General features: G+C 64.4%; 18 protein-coding genes. 7 read left to right on the top strand and 11 right to left on the bottom strand.

The genetic code is table 11. From position 1 onward, the window contains the following. Positions 1 to 48: 48 nt before the first annotated feature. Positions 49 to 411 (bottom strand): DUF1428 domain-containing protein, encoded by a 363-nt coding sequence (locus sphantq_RS13855; protein WP_066600595.1) that lies wholly within the window; start codon positions 409 to 411, stop codon positions 49 to 51. A gap of 120 nt (positions 412 to 531) precedes the next feature. On the opposite strand from sphantq_RS13855, the gene sphantq_RS13850 reads away from it, so the two are divergent. Then, positions 532 to 1,203: a winged helix-turn-helix transcriptional regulator gene (locus sphantq_RS13850; protein ID WP_272798759.1), complete on the top strand. Its 672-nt coding sequence runs from the start codon at positions 532 to 534 to the stop codon at positions 1,201 to 1,203. On the opposite strand, the gene sphantq_RS13845 is transcribed toward sphantq_RS13850, so the two are convergent. Beyond that, on the bottom strand, positions 1,190 to 1,927 hold the full coding sequence (locus sphantq_RS13845) for an SDR family oxidoreductase (RefSeq protein ID WP_066600589.1): 738 nt from the start codon (positions 1,925 to 1,927) through the stop codon (positions 1,190 to 1,192). The genes sphantq_RS13850 and sphantq_RS13845 overlap by 14 nt on opposite strands. Positions 1,928 to 2,025: 98 nt before the next feature. Here sphantq_RS13845 and sphantq_RS13840 point away from each other — a divergent pair, with 98 nt between their 5' ends. Continuing rightward, on the top strand, positions 2,026 to 2,460 hold the full coding sequence (locus sphantq_RS13840) for a winged helix-turn-helix transcriptional regulator (RefSeq protein WP_066600584.1): 435 nt from the start codon (positions 2,026 to 2,028) through the stop codon (positions 2,458 to 2,460). A 36-nt stretch (positions 2,461 to 2,496) separates the two neighbouring features. On the opposite strand, the gene sphantq_RS13835 is transcribed toward sphantq_RS13840, so the two are convergent. The 3 genes from sphantq_RS13835 to sphantq_RS13825 all read right to left on the bottom strand — a co-directional run bounded on the left by sphantq_RS13835 (position 2,497) and on the right by sphantq_RS13825 (position 5,894). Further along, entirely contained in the window at positions 2,497 to 3,393 is an 897-nt protein-coding gene (locus sphantq_RS13835) for a hypothetical protein (RefSeq protein WP_272798758.1), read from the bottom strand. Positions 3,394 to 3,479: 86 nt separating this feature from the next. Continuing rightward, entirely contained in the window at positions 3,480 to 4,493 is a 1,014-nt protein-coding gene (locus tag sphantq_RS13830) for an NAD(P)H-dependent flavin oxidoreductase (protein ID WP_129926491.1), read from the bottom strand. 135 nt (positions 4,494 to 4,628) lie between these two features. Further along, positions 4,629 to 5,894: an aspartate kinase gene (locus tag sphantq_RS13825; RefSeq protein WP_066600577.1), complete on the bottom strand. Its 1,266-nt coding sequence runs from the start codon at positions 5,892 to 5,894 to the stop codon at positions 4,629 to 4,631. A 279-nt stretch (positions 5,895 to 6,173) separates the two neighbouring features. Here sphantq_RS13825 and ubiG point away from each other — a divergent pair, with 279 nt between their 5' ends. Continuing rightward, positions 6,174 to 6,908 (top strand): bifunctional 2-polyprenyl-6-hydroxyphenol methylase/3-demethylubiquinol 3-O-methyltransferase UbiG, encoded by a 735-nt coding sequence (ubiG, locus tag sphantq_RS13820; protein WP_129926492.1) that lies wholly within the window; start codon positions 6,174 to 6,176, stop codon positions 6,906 to 6,908. Between the two features lie 25 nt (positions 6,909 to 6,933). Further along, positions 6,934 to 7,704 carry a hypothetical protein gene (locus sphantq_RS13815; protein ID WP_272798757.1) on the top strand — a complete coding sequence of 257 codons (771 nt, stop codon included), beginning with the start codon at positions 6,934 to 6,936 and terminating at the stop codon, positions 7,702 to 7,704. Here sphantq_RS13815 and sphantq_RS13810 read toward each other — a convergent pair. The 3 genes from sphantq_RS13810 to sphantq_RS13800 form a co-directional block, all read right to left on the bottom strand. Next, complete coding sequence (locus sphantq_RS13810; RefSeq protein WP_066600570.1) at positions 7,701 to 8,510, bottom strand: DUF1206 domain-containing protein; 810 nt, start codon at positions 8,508 to 8,510, stop codon at positions 7,701 to 7,703. The two genes, sphantq_RS13815 and sphantq_RS13810, sit on opposite strands and share 4 nt — an antisense overlap. Before the next feature lie 154 nt (positions 8,511 to 8,664). Then, positions 8,665 to 10,422: a TonB-dependent receptor gene (locus sphantq_RS13805; protein WP_242496009.1), complete on the bottom strand. Its 1,758-nt coding sequence runs from the start codon at positions 10,420 to 10,422 to the stop codon at positions 8,665 to 8,667. 82 nt (positions 10,423 to 10,504) lie between these two features. Then, positions 10,505 to 11,320, bottom strand: coding sequence for an HpcH/HpaI aldolase/citrate lyase family protein (locus sphantq_RS13800; protein ID WP_066600565.1), 816 nt, complete (start codon positions 11,318 to 11,320; stop codon positions 10,505 to 10,507). 86 nt (positions 11,321 to 11,406) lie between these two features. Here sphantq_RS13800 and sphantq_RS13795 point away from each other — a divergent pair, with 86 nt between their 5' ends. The 3 genes from sphantq_RS13795 to sphantq_RS13785 all read left to right on the top strand — a co-directional run bounded on the left by sphantq_RS13795 (position 11,407) and on the right by sphantq_RS13785 (position 15,112). Continuing rightward, complete coding sequence (locus tag sphantq_RS13795) at positions 11,407 to 12,381, top strand: SPFH domain-containing protein (RefSeq protein ID WP_066604938.1); 975 nt, start codon at positions 11,407 to 11,409, stop codon at positions 12,379 to 12,381. Between the two features lie 148 nt (positions 12,382 to 12,529). Further along, a complete protein-coding gene (locus sphantq_RS13790; RefSeq protein WP_066600560.1) occupies positions 12,530 to 12,976 on the top strand; it encodes an NfeD family protein in 447 nt (148 codons plus the stop codon). A 252-nt stretch (positions 12,977 to 13,228) separates the two neighbouring features. Beyond that, positions 13,229 to 15,112, top strand: a complete 1,884-nt coding sequence (locus tag sphantq_RS13785; protein WP_272798756.1) for a DUF885 domain-containing protein — start codon at positions 13,229 to 13,231, stop codon at positions 15,110 to 15,112. Between the two features lie 55 nt (positions 15,113 to 15,167). Here the strand turns inward: sphantq_RS13785 and sphantq_RS13780 are convergent, their stop codons facing one another. The 3 genes from sphantq_RS13780 to sphantq_RS13770 all read right to left on the bottom strand — a co-directional run bounded on the left by sphantq_RS13780 (position 15,168) and on the right by sphantq_RS13770 (position 18,198). After that, positions 15,168 to 15,986: a ferredoxin--NADP reductase gene (locus sphantq_RS13780; protein WP_066600555.1), complete on the bottom strand. Its 819-nt coding sequence runs from the start codon at positions 15,984 to 15,986 to the stop codon at positions 15,168 to 15,170. Positions 15,987 to 16,169: 183 nt separating this feature from the next. Continuing rightward, a complete protein-coding gene (locus sphantq_RS13775; RefSeq protein WP_066600552.1) occupies positions 16,170 to 16,481 on the bottom strand; it encodes a hypothetical protein in 312 nt (103 codons plus the stop codon). Between the two features lie 115 nt (positions 16,482 to 16,596). After that, complete coding sequence (locus sphantq_RS13770) at positions 16,597 to 18,198, bottom strand: phosphoenolpyruvate carboxykinase (RefSeq protein WP_129926498.1); 1,602 nt, start codon at positions 18,196 to 18,198, stop codon at positions 16,597 to 16,599. Between the last annotated feature and the right edge of the window lie 148 nt (positions 18,199 to 18,346).

Below are 18,346 nucleotides of genomic sequence, written 5' to 3'. Positions count from 1 at the left end.
TCCTCCTGCATCATCGGGTGTTCCCGCCTGCGCGGGAACACGCACGCCCTAACCCTTCGCGTCCACCAACATCTCGAACCCGCCATAGATCAACCGCGCGCCGATAAACGGCATGTCCTCGCCCTCCTTGGGCTGCATACGTTCATCTTTCATGACCTTCTCGGCCCCGGCGTCGCGGGTCGCCTTGTCGGGCCATTCGATCCAGGAAAAGACGACCTCCTCGTCCTCCTCCGCGATCACCGCGGTACGAAAGTCGTTGGTCTTGCCGATCTTGATATCATTGCCCCAACATTCGACCACGCGCAGCGCGCCATATTCGATGAAGATCGGCGCGGCAAAGGCCGCCACCTCCCTATAGCGTTCCTTATTGCCCTTGGGCACCGGGATCACGAAACCGTCCATATAGGCCATCGTCTCTCTCCTCTTCTGTCCACGCCGCGGCGCTCTTTCCCTGCGGAAGGCGACTCATCGCTTGCACTTTCTGCGCCTCGTCATTATCTATTACAACTGTTAAGTTATAAAAGATAACCAATGAGTCAGAAACGCGCCTATCAGGACGGATGCGCCGTCGCCCACGCGCTCGACATCATCGGCGATCGCTGGGCGATGCCGATCATGCGTGAATTGATGCTGGGGCCAAAGCGCTTCACCGACCTGCGCGCCGGCCTGCCCGGAATCAGCGCCAATGTGCTGACGCAAAGGCTGGAGGAGCTGGAAGCGGCCAGCATCCTGAGCCGCCGCCGCCTGCCCCCGCCCGCGGCCAGCCAGATTTACGAACTGACCGACTGGGGCCGCGAATCGGAAATCCTGTTTCAGGTGCTGGGCCGATGGGCCTGCCGCTCTCCCACGATGGAGCCGGGCAAGCCGATGAGCCAGGTGTCGGTGATCCTGTCGATGCGCACGATGATCGACCGCAGCCGCATCGGCGCCATGGACGCGACGATCGGCTTCCGCTTCGGCGAAGAGGAATTTCGCGCCACATTCAAAGACGGCGATGTCCTAATAGATCGCGGCGCGGCGGCGGGCGCGGATGCGATCATCAGCGGCGACCAGAATGCGCTGGTCGCGGTCCTTTATGGCGGCGCGCGCTATGCCGACATGGCAGGCGCCCTGAGCGTGGAGGGGGATGAGGCGCTGGCCGACCGCTTCGCCACCCTCTTCCCCCTACCCCCCAGGGCGCCCTCTACCGTCAATGCTGGTTGAGCATCCCGAACACTTGCGCAAATTCCCCGCGCTGCGTGGCTTCGCTCAGCAATTTCACCCGCGCGACATGGATTTCCGGCAGCGCCGGTTCCTGCCGCAGCAACGTCATCGTCTCGGCGATGAAGTCGGCGAGCGGCATCATCTGGTCATTCTCGGCATGGCCGGGCATCAGGTCGGTCTGCACGCCCGGCGGCACGATCTCGATCACTTCCACGCTGGTCGCCTTCAACTGCGCGCGCATCGCGACCGACCAGCTATGGATCGCCGCCTTGGTCGCGCTATAGGTCGGCGTCGCCGCCAGCGGCACGAAGGCCAGGCCCGACGACACGGTCAGGATCGTCGATGCCGCTTGCGCCTCCAGATGCGGCAGCAGCACATGGGCCAGCCGGATCGGCCCCAGCAAATTGGTTGCGATCGTCGCTTCGGCTGTGGCCAAGTCGATCTTCTCCTCCGCCACCATGATCCCGGCGTTGAGCAGCACGGCGTTCAAAGCCGGGAAGTCCGCAATCAGCTTCTCCGCGAAGGCGACGATCCCCGCCGCATCCGCCATGTCCAGCACCATCGCGGCCATGCCAGGATGCGCCGCCACGACCGAGTCCAGCGCCGCCTGCCGTCGCCCGGCGATGATCACCTGATTGCCTGCTTCATGAAATTCATGCGCCAGCGCCGCGCCAAGGCCCGAACCGCCGCCGGTGATGAGGATGCTGTTGCCTGTGGGTTGCATGGATCTTTCCTTTCAATTGGCTTGAAAGGCCATTTAGGCTTATGCTCTCTTCTGGAAAGTAGGCACCAAAAAGTGCTGTAGTCACCCAAAGGTAAGAAATGGCGAATCCGCTCCAAACCCGCTTTCATGCCGACGATATCGCGCAGGCCGAACATTATCTTGCGACCGATCCCCCCGCCGAACTCGACCCGCGGGTGGAGCGACTCGTCAACGACCTGATCGGCCGCATCGCGGACAAATGGACGCTGCTGGTGCTGGAACTGCTGGAGGAGAAAGGCGTGCTGCGCTTCTCCGCAATCGGCCGACAGATCGACGGCATCAGCCAGAAGATGCTGACGCAAACGCTGCGCCAGATGGAGCGCGACGGCCTGCTCACCCGCACCGTCCATCCGGTCGTGCCGCCGCGCGTCGACTATGCGCTCACCCCGCTCGGCAACAGCCTCAGCGCCGCCTTTTGCGGCGTCTGGGTCTGGGCCGAACGCCATCTCGACATCGTCGAAGCCGCCCGCGCCACCTTTGACGCGCGCGACTGATTCACGGCGCGGTCGTTCTAGCGGAGCGGCGTGTCCTTACTCGCTCGTGGTCGGCAGCGGCTGCACGATCAGCTTGGGCTGGCTATTGTCCGGCAGAGTGCGTGTAGCGGCCGGCGGACCAGATACCGAGGCGGCGGGCGCGACAGCTGGCGCAACGCCCCCGTCCGATGGCGGCGGCGGGGTCGCCTCCAGCGCGCTCTTGTAACTGGGCGTCCATCCCTTGGGCGGCGCCTCCCCCGGCGGGATCGGCGGCGGCGGCAGCGGGGTGGGCGACACGACGACCGTCACCGTCGCACCGAAACGCGACTGCCATTCGGCCAGACGACGCAGATAATCCGCATAGGCGGCGTAAAATTCCTGGAACGGCTTTTCCAGTTCGGCCAGCAAGGCCGGCGCGGCTTCCAGCAACTGGTCCGATGGCATCGCGATCATCTTCGCCCCGACCGTCACCGCGACCGGGCAGAAACTCTTGATGACCGGCGGCAGCGCGAAGAAATTATAGACCACCGTGTTCAACCGTTCGCGCGACGCCATGCCTGAACTGCCATAGGCGACGCTGTAGTTGCGATCGACCGCCGCATTGGCCCCGTTCAGCGCCGCCTTATGCACCGCCAGCAACTGATTATACTGGTTGCGCGCGGTCGGCCCATATTTGTCGCAATTGAGCGCCGCGACGTTCAGTCCCATGCGCAGGTGCCACAACGCGGTATTCGACGTCACGCCGCGATTGGCGGTCAGATATTTGCCGTCCGCACCCTGCGTCGGGATGCTCATGCCTTCGACCGCATTCGCAGGCGGCATCGGGCGGATGGTGGGCACCACCGGCGGCGGCGGGGTCGGCGGCGGTGGCGGCGGGGTCGAACAGGCCGCCAACACGGCCAGCGACGCAAGCGACGCAAGCGAAAGACGGCCAAGACGGCGCGATGACAACATCAAATTCTCCGATGGGACTGTGCGCCGGTCATGCCGTGCATTTTGTGCGGAGGAAATATGCCTAACGCTCGGTTCGCCGCAAGCCTTTAGGCGGCTCGCCGCTCCAGCGCCGCGGCGGCCTGATCCATCAGTTGCGCGATGATGTTCGCGACCGGTTCTTCCTTGGTCACCATGCCGACCGATTGGCCCGCCATCAGCGACCCGCCCTCAACATCCCCGTCGATCACCGCGCGGCGCAGCGCGCCCGCCCAATAATGTTCGATCTGCAACTGCGCTTCCATCATGTCGACCGCGCCTTCGTCGAGCAAATTGGCGACCTCGCGCTGCTTGACGGTGAAATTCTCCATCCCGGCATTTTTCAGCGACCGCACCGGAATCACCGGCAGGCGCGGATCGATCTGCACGCTGGCGATCGCATCGCGCGCCGACGCACGGAAGAACGCCTTCTTGAAAGCGGGATGCGCGATGCTCTCGGTCGCGCACGCAAAGCGCGTGCCCAACTGCACGCCGGCCGCGCCCATTTCCAGATAGGCGGCGATCGCCTCGCCGCGGCCGATGCCACCGGCGACGAACACGGGAACCTGCTCCGCCATTTCCGGCAGGATTTCCTGCGCCAGCACGCTGGTTGCGACAGGACCGATATGGCCGCCCGCCTCCATCCCTTCGACCACCAGCGCATCCACGCCCGACCGCACCAGCTTCTTGGCCAGGCTCAGCGCCGGCGCAAAGCAGATCAGTTTGGCCCCTTTCGACTTGATCGCCTCGATGCTGCCCTTGGGCGGCAGCCCCCCGGCCAGCACGATATGGCTGACCTCATGCTTCGCGCACACATCGATCAGGTCGAACAGCATCGGATGCATGGTGATCAGGTTCACGCCGAACGGTTTGTCCGTCAGCGCCTTGGTCGCTGCAATCTCCGCGTCCAGCAATTCGGGCGTCATCGCGCCGCACGCGATCACACCGAACCCGCCGGCGTTGGAAATCGCCGACACCAGGTTGCGCTCGCTGACCCAGCTCATCGCCCCGCACAGGATAGCGCTCTCGCACCCGAAAAAGGCGGCGCCGCGGGCCATCAGGGAGTTCAGCTTTGCGTGGGTCATGAACTTAGCCTCTAGAATCACAAAAAGCCCCTCTCCTTCAGGGGAGGGGGTTGGGGTGGGGGCTGTCCACTTGACGCGGCATGTGGGGCAATCCCCCACCCCCGGCCCCTCCCCTGAAGGGGAGGGGAGAAAAGGTCAAGCCATCGGCGCGTCCAGCCCATAGGCCGTGTGCAACACACGCACCGCCAGTTCCGTCTCATCCTCGTCGATCAGCACCGAAACCTTGATCTCGCTGGTGGATATCGCCTCGATGTTGATGCCGCGATCGGCCAGCGTCTTGAACATGGTCGCTGCGACGCCCGCATGGCTGCGCATCCCCACACCCACGACGCTGATCTTGGCGACTTCGGTGTCGGTGATGATCCGGCGAAAGCCGATCGCATCCTTGTTCGCTTCCAAAATGTCGACGCTGCGGGCCAGGTCGGCGCGCGGAACGGTGAAGGTGACGTCCGTCTCTTCATTGTCCTTGCTGTCATTCTGGATGATCATGTCGACGTTGATCGCCGCATCGGCCAGCGGCACGAAGATGTTGGCGACCGCGCCCGGCTTGTCGGGCACGCGCGTCACGATGATCTTCGCCTCATTCTTGTCATGGGCGATGCCGGTGATGAGCTGACGTTCCATCTTGTCTTCCTTGAGCTTGGCTTCCAGTTCCACGTCGCTGACGATCAGCGTGCCGGGCAAATCATCCTGCGTGGGATCGTCGAAGGACGACAGCACCTGCACCACCACGCCCTCCTTCATGGCCAGGCCGACCGAGCGCGTCTGCAACACCTTGGCCCCGACCGAGGCCAGTTCCAGCATCTCCTCATAGGTGACGAGGTCCAGCTTGCGCGCGCGCGCCACGATCCGCGGGTCCGTCGTATAGACGCCGTCCACGTCGGTATAGATGTCGCAGCGATCCGCCTTGATCGCTGCGGCCACTGCGACGGCCGACGTGTCCGACCCGCCCCGGCCCAGCGTCGACACCCGGCCATCGGCCATCATGCCCTGGAAACCGGGGATCACCGCCACCGTGCCCGACCGCATCGACGCCAGCAGGTCCAGCGTGTCGATATCGCTCACCCGCGCCTTGGCATGGGCTTCGATCGTGCGGATCGGCAATTGCCAGCCCAGCCAGCTGCGCGCATCGACGTCCATGGCTTTGAGCGTCATCGCCAGCAGCCCGCTGGTGATCTGCTCGCCCGCGGCGACCACGACATCATATTCGGCCGGATCGTACAGCGCCGACGCTTCCTTGCAGAAACCCACCAGCCGGTCCGTTTCGCCCGCCATGGCCGACACCACGACGGCGACTTCATGGCCCTGGCTCACGACATGTTTGACGCGCGCGGCCACGTTGCGAATTCGCTCCATCCCCGCCATGGAGGTGCCGCCGAATTTCATCACGATGCGCGCCATGTGTGTGTCGAACCTTATCCACTATTATGAAAGAAAATGTCCCAAAAGGGCCAAACGGCGCTCCTATTAGCAGCGCGGGCGCATATGGCAAGCAATCCTGCCGCTCGCGCTATCGTATGAAAGGCCCGCTCTTTTCGGTTCAACGGCATAGGTCCATTTGCCTCCCGTCCATGGCCTGCTAAAAGCCGATACAGGATAATCGAAACCACCCCTCCTCGTTCGCCCTGAGCCTGTCGAAGGGCTGTTCTTCTTTTCGGGGATTGCAGACCAAGGCGCATCATGACCCAAAACACTGCCACGATCGACCCGAAGGAAGCCGCCCATTTCGGTGATATGGCCGCCGACTGGTGGAACCCTGCCGGCTCCAGCGCGATGCTGCACAAACTCAACCCGGTGCGCCTCGCCTATATTCGCGCCGCGATCGACCAGCGCTGGCCGGGCGATGCGCACGGCTTCCGCCCGCTCGCCGGCAAGCGCGCGCTCGACGTCGGCTGCGGCGCGGGCCTGCTGGCCGAACCGCTCGCCCGCCTCGGCGCGACCGTCACCGGGCTTGACGCAGCCCCTGAAAATATTGCCGCCGCTCAGGCCCATGCGGCGAGCCAGCACCTCTCCATCGACTATCGCGCCACCCCGGTCGAAGCGATGACCGACACCGGCTTCGACCTCGTCACCTCGATGGAAGTGATCGAACATGTCGCCGATCCCGCCGCCTTCATAGCCGCGCTGGCCAGCAAACTCGCCCCCGACGGCCTGATGATCCTCTCGACCCCCAACCGCACGCCCCTCTCCCGCCTCGCCATGATCACCATCGGCGAAAGCATAGGCGGCATCCCAAAGGGCACGCATGACTGGCACAAATTCATCACGCCCGAAGAACTCACCGCGCTGCTGGAACAGGCGGGCCTGACTGTCATCGACAGCAGCGGCCTCAGCTTCGATCCCGGCCGCGGCTTCACCCTGTCCGCCAACAGCGCGATCAACTATCTGCTGACCGCGCGGCACCGACAGGCCTGACCGCCCTTCCGATCAGAATAGACCCATGATGCGACACCTGCTCTTCTGCGCGCTGCTCGCATCGCTGACCGCCTGCGCGCCCCCGCCCGCCGACCAGTCAGCCAATAACGCCCAGACATCCAATGCCGCGCCTGTCGTCAGCATGACGAGCGCCCCCGCCTGCCCGGACAAGGCCGCCCGCCTACCCGGCACCGGCCTGTGCCCGGCGGACGCCGCCGCGCTGCTCCCCGCCGACGATCATCCCTCGCTGCCGGACGGCTGCGCCTGGTCGGTCAACGAAGCCGCCCTGCCCGACGACATTTGGCTGCTCTATCGCGCCGCCCGCTGCGCCGGAAAAACCACAGCCCTCGCCTATGCGCCGGCCCGGCCGCTCGCCCGCCTCGTCTACGCGCTTTCGCCCATGGGCGGCGATCAGGCGAAGGGCGCCACGCTGGTCGCCTTCGCCCCGGCCGACCACCACGATCCCCAATCCACGATCCTGGCGCTCACCCGCGCCGCGATCACCGATCAGGCCGACGACCATGGTTGCCATGTGCGCAAGGCGGACATCCCCGGCTGGCCCGCCGACGCGCTGGTGGTCGATATCCCGGCCGCCGAAGCCGCCGCTATGCGGCAGGACGAAATCCGCACCGCCTGCGGCCCGCTCGGCCTGGACCAGGGGTCGCAACTCTACTGGCGCATCCGCCAGGGCCATGTCTGGCATTTCGACCTCGGCCAGGAATCACCGGAAATCAACCCGCGCTCGCTCACCCTGGTCCGCAAGGAGGCCGGAGGTCGGTGGGCCGCCATTACCTAAAGGAAACCCGGCTTCTTGACCCTGATCCGGCGATAGCGCGCTTCGATCAGGCTGAACATGCCGAACAAAGCCAGCCCGAACGCAACGATGCCCAGGATTGCCGCGCCTTCCGACTGCGACCGCAACTGTTGGAGCGCCTCGCCCAGGCCACCGGCGCGGTCGGCGTCATGGTTTGTCGCCGCCATGATGAGAAACCAGCCGATGATGGCGAAAATCAAGGCACGCGCCGCATAGCCGCACCGCCCCACCCACCGCACATAGCGCGGGGCCGGAACCTGGGCGTCCAATTCGTCGAACCTTGCCTTATAGGCCTTGACCGCCTGAGCGGCGGCCACCGCGAAAAAGCCGATGCCGACCATTATCAACATCAACGTCCCTCCCGGCTGCGCCAGCAGCCAGGCCGACCAGCTTTGCGCACTCTCGTCGCCCGGACTGCCGCCTTGCGCCGGTGTCTGGCGAAGGGCCAGACGCGCCGCCGCCGTCGCCAGCGCCAGATGGGTGATCCCGCTGACCGCATATCCCGCGCGCGCAAACCGCCCCTTAATGTCGCGGCTGCGATTTTCCGGGTCGGTGATCGCCTCCGTCAGCCGCCAGATCGCATAGCCGACGAATCCGATCGCGCAGATCGCCAGCAGCACATGCCCCAACGGCGCACTGGCCAGCGTGCCGAGCGCGCCCTGATTATCCTTCAACTGCCCGCCATTGACCGCGACGTCGAGCGCGAACCAGCCGATCAGGATATAGACAAGCCCCCGCGCGGCAAAACCGATCCGCGCCAAAAGGGTCATCCTGTCGTCATAGGTCATGCCATACTCCCTGTCGCACGGCCAATGCGCCGGCAGGACGTCCGTTCCCATCAAAGGCAAGCGCGAGCGGAAAATAGGCGCGGCTCACCCGCCTCTCCAAAAAGAAAAGGGGCGGAAAACCGCCCCTCCTCCCGCGTGATCGGACACCAACCAATTACATCGTGATCTTGGCGCCCGCATACATGTACCGGCCGACATAGCTGATCGGATAGTTGGACGACGCGATCGACGGCTGCTGGTCGAACAGGTTGTTCGCGCCGACATAGAAGCGGAACCGTTCGTCCACATCATAGGCGACATACAGGTCGTGCTGCCACTTTTCCTTGTATTTTAGATATTTGCTCTCGGCGATATCCGGGTTGGCGTTGGTCTGCTCCAACTCGTATCGCCGCGTCTTGCTGAACCAGCTCACGCCATAGTTGATCGTCAGCTTGTCCATCTTCCAGGTGATGTCCCCGGTCGCGTTCCACTTGGGATAATAGGCTTCCTCGCGGTCCACATCGACGCTTGCGCCCGGCGTCGGGATGAATTCCAGCTTGTTGAGGTAACCACCGACCAGCGTGATCGCAAACGACCCCGTCTTGGCGGTGTTGAAGCCGTAATTCAGCTTGAAGTCCGCACCCGACGTTCGGAAATTGGCCACATTCTGCGGCTGGACGTACCAGCTATTGATATAGCCAGTCGTCGTGTCGCGGCCGATATTCTGGCAGAACACATTGTCCAGCGTCGGCTGATCGACGCACAGTTCCGCCACTTCTTCCGCTGTGGCGGTGTTGACGGCATTTTTCAGCTTGATGTCATACCAGTCGAACGACGCCAGCAGGCCCGGAATGAAGCTGGGGCGCAGCACCACGCCCGCCGTCCACGTCCGCGCCGTTTCTTCCTTCAGATTGCGGTTGCCGCCGGAAAAGCCCGGCAGGCTGACAGTCGCGGTCGGATCGTTTTCCGGGTTGAACGCAGCAATCTGTTCCGGCGTCAGGCCCGCGGCCGCCAGCGTCGCCTGGCAATTGGCGACGCGATATTGCGTGCCCTCGCCGATATAGACCGGGTCGCATGGATCACCGATGAAATCGAACCCGCCGTTGCGCGGCGCGAACAGTTCGGTGATGTTGGGCGCGCGCACCGCTTCGGACCAAGTGCCGCGGAAGGTGATGTCGGGGATCGGCGCATAGGTGCCGTCCACCTTCCAGGTCGTGGTCTTGCCGATGGTCGAATAATCCGACAGCCGGATCGCCGCGCCAAAGCTCAGATTATAGGCGAAGGGCACTTCCTTGAGCACCGGCACCGACAATTCGCCAAAAATTTCCTTCACGTCAAAGCTGCCCTTTTCAGGCAATTGCAGCGAAAAGTCCGCCAACGCGCCCTGCTGCAACAGGTCGTCGGGCACGAAGCTGCTCTTCTCCTTGCGATATTCGCCGCCGATGGCGAAGCCGATGGGACCGCCCGGCAATTCAAAGAACTGGCCGAAATCGCCAGAGATCGAACCTGACACGACATGCTGCTGGATTTTGGCGCGGTTCAATATGTCGGCATTGACCCAGTCGAGCGCCGCCTGACTGGGCGACCCGTTGCCCAGCAGGTTGAGCGGACGGCAACCGCTGCCCGCGCCCGGCGTGAAGGTCGTGGCCGGCGCGTCATAATTGTCGGGATTGATGTTGGCCGTGGGGTCCAGGTCGGACCGGCAGACGATCTGTCCGGTGGCCGGGTCGCGCACCGCGTCGATCGCGGCCCAATAACGATCGCCGATGCGATAATCGGTCAGCAGCACCTTCGACTTGGTCTGGCCGAACGTATAGGACAGTTCATAGCGGGCATGGTCGGAAATTTCCCCCTCGAACCCGCCTACGAAACGCATCGTCTCGCGCTCATTTTTCTCGCCGCGCACGCCCATGTCGAAATTGTCGCGCGACACCAGCGCGCCATCCGCGGCCAGTCCCGCGAAAATCTGACTGCGGAAAACGGCAGGTCGCCGCTCCTTCCGCTACGGCATAGGCCTATTGCCCCACCGCCTCAGCCCGCGCCACCAGCGCGCGCGCTTCCCCGACATGCATCGCCTCGATCATCCGCCCCTCATAGCGTTCCGCCCCGCCGGTCGCCGCCTCGATGAGCCGCCGCGCGTCCGCCACCGCCTGCGCGTCCGGCCCGAACACCTGGTTCGCCACCGGCACCTGGCTCGGATGGATCAGCGTCTTGCCATCGAAGCCCAGCGCATGGCCGGCCACACATTCCGCCTCCAGCGCGCCCAGATCGTCCAGCCGGTTATACACGCCGTCGAACACCGCGATGCCCGCCGCCCGCGCCGCCAGCACCACCGCCTGCATCGCATGGCTCAGCCCCTCGCGCCCCACGCCCGCCGGTATGCCCAGGTCGCGGCGCAGGTCGTTATTGCCCATGAACAGCCCGGCGCAGCCCTCCGCCGCGGCGATCTCCACCGCCGCCAGCACGCCGCGCGCGCTTTCGATCATCGCGATCACCGGCTTGCCGCACACGCTATACACGTCTTTCACCTGCCGCCCCGCCTCCACCTTGGGCAGCACGACATAGTCCGCGGCCGACGCCTTGACCGCCACCATCTCCGCCCCGTGCCAAGGCGTCCCCGCGACATTGATCCGCACCGCGCCGATCCGCCCGCCAAAACCCTCGCCCAGCGCCGCGATCGCGCCGGCCCGCGCCTCTTCCTTGGCGTCGTCCGCCACCGCATCTTCCAGGTCCAATATGACCATGTCGCACGGCAATGTCCGCGCCTTGGCGATGGCGCGCGCGTTGGACGCGGGCAGGAACAGCAGCGAACGGGCGTGACGCAGCAACATGATATTCTCCTGGGTAGCGGTTTGCCTTTCCCCGTTAACGATTAGGGCGCATAATCCAAGCCCACATCCGGGGGAGAGACATGGATATGCTGACGACCTTCGCACTGACGCTCACGGGCCTCGTCCTCTTCTACCTCGCGGTCAGCGTGAAGGTGGTGCGGCAGGGCTATCAATATACGATCGAACGCTTTGGCCGGTTCACCGAAGTCGCCAAGCCCGGCCTCAATTTCTACCCCGCCTTCTTCTACGCCGTGGGTCGCCGCATCAACATGATGGAGCAGGTGGTCGACATTCCGGGGCAGGAGATCATCACCAAGGACAACGCCATGGTGTCGGTCGACGGCGTGGTCTTCTTCCAGGTGCTCGACGCCGCCAAGGCCGCCTATGAAGTGTCCGAACTCTATGTCGCGATCATGCAGCTCGCGACCACCAACCTGCGCACCGTCATGGGCTCGATGGACCTCGACGAGACCCTCTCCAAGCGCGACGAGATCAACGCCCGCCTGCTGTCCGTGGTCGATCACGCCACCAACGCCTGGGGGATCAAGATCACCCGCGTCGAGCTGAAGGACATTCGCCCGCCCGCCGACATCGTCAACGCCATGGGCCGCCAGATGAAGGCGGAGCGCGAGAAGCGCGCCAACATCCTGGATGCCGAAGGCGCCCGCGCCGCCGAAATCCTGCGCGCCGAGGGCGAAAAGCAGGGCCAGATATTACAAGCCGAAGGTCGCCGCGAAGCCGCCTTCCGCGACGCCGAAGCCCGCGAGCGCGAGGCGGAGGCCGAAGCCAAGGCGACGCAGATGGTCTCTGACGCCATTTCCGCCGGCAATCCGCAGGCGCTCAACTATTTCATCGCGCAAAAATATACCGAGGCGGTCAGCCAGTTCGCGACCAGCCCCAATGCCAAGACCATTCTCTTCCCGGTCGAAGCGACCCAGCTGATCGGTACGCTGGGCGGCATCGGCGCGCTGGCGAAGGAAGCGCTGGGCGCCGACGGCACCCCCGCGCCCACCCCGCCGGCACCGCCCCGCCGCGGCCCCTTCGGCCAGAGCCAGGGGTGATGGGCATGGTGACAGCCACATCACGCTGGACGGTTACAAGCGCCCGGCCGTTCGTCCCGCGCCTGTCGAAGCCCCTTCCCTTCCTTCTCCACATCGCTGCGACGTCCTTTAAACCAACCTCCCCAATGCGTAATCGGACCATCCACCCATGACTGCCACTCTCTCCCTGCTCCAGGATCATTGGGGCTGGCTGGTCTTCGCGGCCCTGCTGGGCATTGCGGAGGTGATGATCCCCGGCGTCTTCCTGATCTGGATCGCGATCGCCGCCGCCATCACCGGCCTCGTCGCGCTCGCCCTGCCGATCGCGCTCCCGCTCCAGTTCCTGCTCTTCGCAGCGCTCAGCATCGCGGCGGTCTATGCCGGCCGCCGCTGGTATGTCGACAATCCGGTCGCCTCCACCGATCCCCTCCTCAACGACCGCACCGCCCGCCTGATCGGCCAGATCGTGACGGTCGTGGAACCGATCGTCGGCGGCGAAGGCCGCGTCAGGGTCGGCGACAGCGTCTGGACCGCCACCGGCGCGGATGCCGACGCTGGCGCCAGGGTGCGGATCGTGGGCGCGGACGGGACGATGCTACGGGTGGAGGGGGTTTAGGCGGATTTGCCGCCATCCGACGTCCTATTTCCATTCTCCGGAGGCGGCCGTTCGTTCAGGTTCAGGCGCTCTTTCCGGCGCCTATTTGCGACATCGACGCCGCCGGTTCGTGACCCGCAAAAAGGCGTCGGCCAGAATGGTGTGAACTTCGCAGGCTTTTCGCACGCGCCACGACGGCCGCAAATAAACTGCCATATGCCCAGCGAAAATATGCCAAGCTGACCGCCACGATCTACCGGAGACCCACATTCCATGCGCACCAATCGCCGCGATTTCCTGGCCGCCGGCGCGTCCGCCCTCAGCCTGACCGCCCTCCCCGCCCGCGCCGCCACCGGCCCGGACGCCGCCGCGCAGGCGCTGCTCGCCGACATGGCCGAAGCGATGCTGGCCGATGCCCCGGAAACCGCCAGCGGCCTGGGCATCGACACCGGCGCACGCGCCCCGCTCAAAAGCCGCCTCGGCAACAAGACGCCCGCCGGCCAGGCGCAGATCGCCGCGCATGTAAAGGACCGCCTCGCCCGGCTGCGCGGCATCGATCTCGCGCCGCTCTCACCCGCGACCCGCATCGATGTGGAGGTGGTCCGCACCGCCCACAACACCGCGGCGGAAGGCTTCGCCTTTCCCTTCGGCGACATGGCGATCATGAACAGCAACTGGTCCTACCGCAACAGCCCCTATGCGGTCGCCCAGAATACCGGCAGCTTCGTGGAAACCCCCGATTTCCTCGACAGCAACCATGGCGTCAAGGACGCAGCCGACGCCGACGCCTATCTCGCCCGCCTGTCCGCCTATGCCGCGAACCTGGCCGGCGAAACCGAGCGGTTGAAGCATGACGCCGGCATCGGCGTCACCGCCCCCGCCTTCCTGCTCGACAAGACACTGGGCCAGATGAAGGCGGTGCAAGCGCTCCCCCTCGACCAGTGGGTGCCGGTCGCCTCGCTCGCCCGCCGCACGAAGGACATGCCCGGCGATTATGCCGCGAAGGCGCAGGCCATCGTCCATGATCAGGTCGCCCCCGCCCTCGCCGCCCAGGTTGCCGAACTCACCCGCCAGCGCGCCACCGCGACGATGGACGCGGGCGTGTGGAAACTGCCGCAGGGGGATGGCTATTATGCTTGGGCGCTCAAGGCCGGGACCACCACGACCATGGCGCCCGACGAGGTCCATAGGCTCGGCCTCGACCAGCTCGCCGCGCTCCAGTCCGAAATGGACGGGCTGCTCGGCAAGCTCGGCATGACCAAAGGCACGGTGGGCGAACGCATGACCGCGATGGGCAAAGACCCGCGCTATCTCTTCCCCAACGACGACGCCGGCCGGGCGCAGATCCTGTCCTTCATCGACGGCCGCCTCGCCGACATCCGCACCCGCCTGCCCCGCGCCTTCGCGACGCTGGTGCCCGCAAAACTGATCGTCAAGCGCGTGCCGGTGGAAATCGAAGCGGGCGCGCCCGGCGCCTATGCCGGGGCCGGGTCGATCGACGGCTCGGTGCCCGGCAACTATTATATCAACCTGCGCGACACCAGCATCTGGCCGCGCTACGCGCTGCCGACGCTCTGCTATCATGAAGGGATTCCGGGCCATATCTGGCAGGGCGAATATAGCTATAAACTGCCGCTGATCCGCTCGCTCCTCGCCTTCAACGCCTATAGCGAAGGCTGGGCGCTCTATGCCGAGCAACTGGGCGACGAACTGGGCGCCTATGATGGCGATATCGCCGGGCGGCTGGGCTATCTCCAGTCGATCGCTTATCGCTGCTGCCGCCTCGTGGTCGACACCGGTCTCCACGCCAAGCGCTGGACCCGCGACAAGGCGATTCACTGGTTCGCCACCACCAACGGCTCGACGGTCGAGGATGTTCAGGGCGAAGTCGACCGCTACTGCGCCTGGCCGGGCCAGGCCTGCGGCTACAAGGTCGGCCATGGCGAAATCGTCCGCCTGCGGGCACAAGCGCAACAGGCGCTGGGCGACAGGTTCGACTTCCGCCTGTTCAACGACGCCGTGGTCAAGAGCGGCGGCGTCCCAATGACCGTGCTGGGCCAGAGCATCGACGTCTGGGTGGCGGAACGGAGGAGGGCGCAATCAACAGCCTCGCTACATGTTCCCGCGCGGAAACACGCAACGCTATTACCCATATGAAAAAGGGCCGGAGGATCACTCCCCCGGCCCTTCCCTATTATCGCTGCGTCAGCCTTTACCCGACGAACGCCCGCTCGATCACGAACTGCCCCGGCGCCGCATTGGAGCCTTCGGTAAAGCCCTGTTCCTCGAAATAAGCCCCGAACTGCTTGATCATCTCCATGCTGCCGCACATCATGATCCGGTCGGTTTCGGGATCGAACTTCGCCGCCCCCGGAATCCCCTCGAACAGCGCGCCGCTCTCGACCAGCTTGTCGATCCGCGCGGTATGGCCGTCGAACGGCTCGCGGGTCACGGTCGGCACATAATGGAACTGGTTAGGCGCCTGCTCCGATACCAGCGGGTCTTCCGACCATTTGCCTTCCATCTCGTCGCGGAAGGCCAGGTCGCTCACCCGGCGCACCGAATGGACCACCACGACCTGCTCGTAAAATTCATACACGTCCGGGTCGCGCGGCAGGCTCAGGAACGGGGCGAGGCCCGTGCCGGTCGACAGCATGAACAACCGCTTGCCCGGCAACAGCGCGTCGGTCACCAAAGTCCCGGTCGGCTTGCGACCGAGGTATATCTGGTCGCCCGGCTCGATCTTCTGGAGCTTGCTGGTCAGCGGCCCGTCCTGCACCTTGATCGACAGGAACTCGATCTCTTCGTCCCAGGCGGGGCTGGCGATCGAATAGGCGCGCAGCAGCGGCTTGCCATTGTCGCCCTTCAGGCCGATCATGATGAACTCGCCCGACCGGAAACGGAAGCTTGCAGGCCGCGTGATACGGAAGCTGAACAGATGCTCGTTCCAGTGCTTCACAGACAGCACGGTTTCCACGGAAAGCGCGCCGGTGGGTTCCAAAACCGGCTTTTCGATCGTCTCGTCGGTCAACAGTCTATCCTTGCACTACGCAAAGCACCGCAGTTGGGCGATGTTTCTTGCGGATCGCTCGCAATAATATTGAAGTCTGCGAATGGCCCGTCCACCGTGCGAAGGCAAGGCCAAAAAAACTTGGGGAGCATAAACCTGCTACCGGCAGGGCGCGCGTTTTCGCAGACACCCCCAGCCGCCTGGTCAGCCAAACAGGCCCTTGGCGATGCCGCCCAGTTCGTTCATCGGATTGCCGTCGCCATCCTTGTCGAAAAAGCCGCCCAGCTTGCCCAATATCGCTTCCGGCCCGCCGAACGTGCCGAGCAATTCCTGCAACTTGTCCGCCGATACGCCGTGTTCGGCCGCGGTTTCGGCCAGCGCCGACACGCTGGTTTCGCCCGACCCGATCTTGGCGCTGATCTCGCTCATCAGGCCCTGCATCTGCTCAGGCGTGACGCCGATCTGCGCCGCAATGGCTTCCAGCCCGCCCATTTTGCCAATCAGATTCTCGAACATGCCCGCAACTCCCGCATGAAGGTTGGCGTGCAGAATAGCAGCTTGCGCCCTTAACCCAAAGCAAAAGAGCCGGAGGATCGCTCCCCCGGCTCTTTGCGCAGCCTGTCGCCGTGGATCAGGCGGCGACCAGCGCCGCGTCGCGCACGCCGTCATCGACATGGTCCACGAACTGGGCGAAATTGTCCACGAACGCCTTCACCAGCGTCGCGGCGGTCGCGTCATAGGCCCCCTTGTCCGCCCACATCGCGCGCGGGTCGAGGATGGTCGGCTCCACGCCATTGACCGCCACCGGCACGTCGAAGCCGAAATTCGGATCGGTGCGGAATTCGGCCTGGTTCAGGCTGCCGTCGAGCGCCGCGTTCAGCAGCGCGCGCGTCACCTTGATCGGCATCCGCTTGATCCCCGGCATGGTCGCCTTGCCGCCCGCCCAACCGGTATTGACCAGCCAGCAGGTGACGCCGCCCTTGTTGATCCGCTCTTTCAGCAGATTGCCATAGACGGATGGATGACGCGGCATGAACGGCGCGCCGAAGCAGGTCGAGAAGGTCGCGGTCGGCTCGGTCACGCCAATTTCTGTCCCCGCGACGCGCGCGGTATAGCCAGACAGGAAGTGATACATCGCCTGTTCCGGGGTCAGCCGGGCGATAGGCGGCAGAACGCCATAAGCGTCGGCGGTCAGGAAGATGATATTCTTGGGCACCGGACCCAGATTCTTCTCCGACGTGTTCGGGATGAAATCGATCGGATAGGAACCGCGGCTATTCTCGGCCAGGCTGTTGTCGTCCAGGTCGATCTCGCGAGTCTCCTCGTCGATCACAACATTTTCCAGCACCGTGCCGAACCGCTTGGTCGTGGCGAAGATCTCAGGCTCGGCTTCGGCCGACAGGTTGATCATCTTGGCATAGCAGCCGCCCTCGAAATTGAAGACCGCCGTGTCCGACCAGCCATGCTCGTCATCGCCGATCAGCGTGCGGCTGGCGTCGGCCGACAGCGTCGTCTTGCCGGTGCCGGACAGGCCGAAGAAGACCGCCGTGTCGCCGTTCGCGCCGATGTTGGCGGAACAATGCATCGGCATCACGCCCTTGGTCGGCAGCAGATAGTTGAGGATGCCGAAGACCGACTTCTTCATCTCGCCGGCATAGGCGGTGCCGCCGATCAGGATCAGCTTCTCGGTGAAATTGACCGCGACCACGGTTTCGCTGCGGCAACCATGGCGGGCCGGATCGGCCTTGAAGGTCGGCAGGTCGATGATCGTATATTCGGGCGCAAAGCTGCTCAGTTCCTCTGCCCCGGGACGCACGAGCAGGGTGCGGATAAATAAATTGTGCCAGGCGCGCTCGTTGATGACGCGCACATTGACGCGATGTTCGGGCTGCGACCCGCCGAACAGGTCAGCGACATAGAGCGTGTTCTTCTCGCCCAGCGCCTTGAAGAAATCTTCTTTGAGCGCGGCGAAATGGTCGGGCGTCATGCCGCGATTGGTGTCGCCCCACCAGACGGTCGATTCGGTTTCGGCGTCCCGGACGATGAACTTGTCCTTGGCGCTGCGGCCGGTATGCTTGCCGGTCTTGACGACCAGCGGGCCGTCCTTGGACAATATGCCCTCGCCATTACGAACCGCCGCTTCGACCAGCGGCGCCGTGCCCAGATTCCAGAACTGGGTGGCATTGGTCTTGATGCCCTGGTCGGCCAGGGTGATTGAGGATTTGGCCTGCACGCCTTTGCTCCTGAATATGTTGTGCTCGTATCGCGTCATTCGTCTTGTTCGCGACCGATCCGCCCCTTGGGCGCCGCTTATATCGCACGGCGTCCCTTGCTGCTGACAATCAAAGGCATAGGGCTTTGCGCCGAAAGCGTCAAATCCC

This window comes from Sphingobium sp. AntQ-1, assembly GCF_028538045.1.
Lineage (GTDB): Bacteria > Pseudomonadota > Alphaproteobacteria > Sphingomonadales > Sphingomonadaceae > Sphingobium > Sphingobium cupriresistens.
Note: the sequence above shows the minus strand (reverse complement) of the source record. Positions and strands in the feature narration are given on the sequence as shown.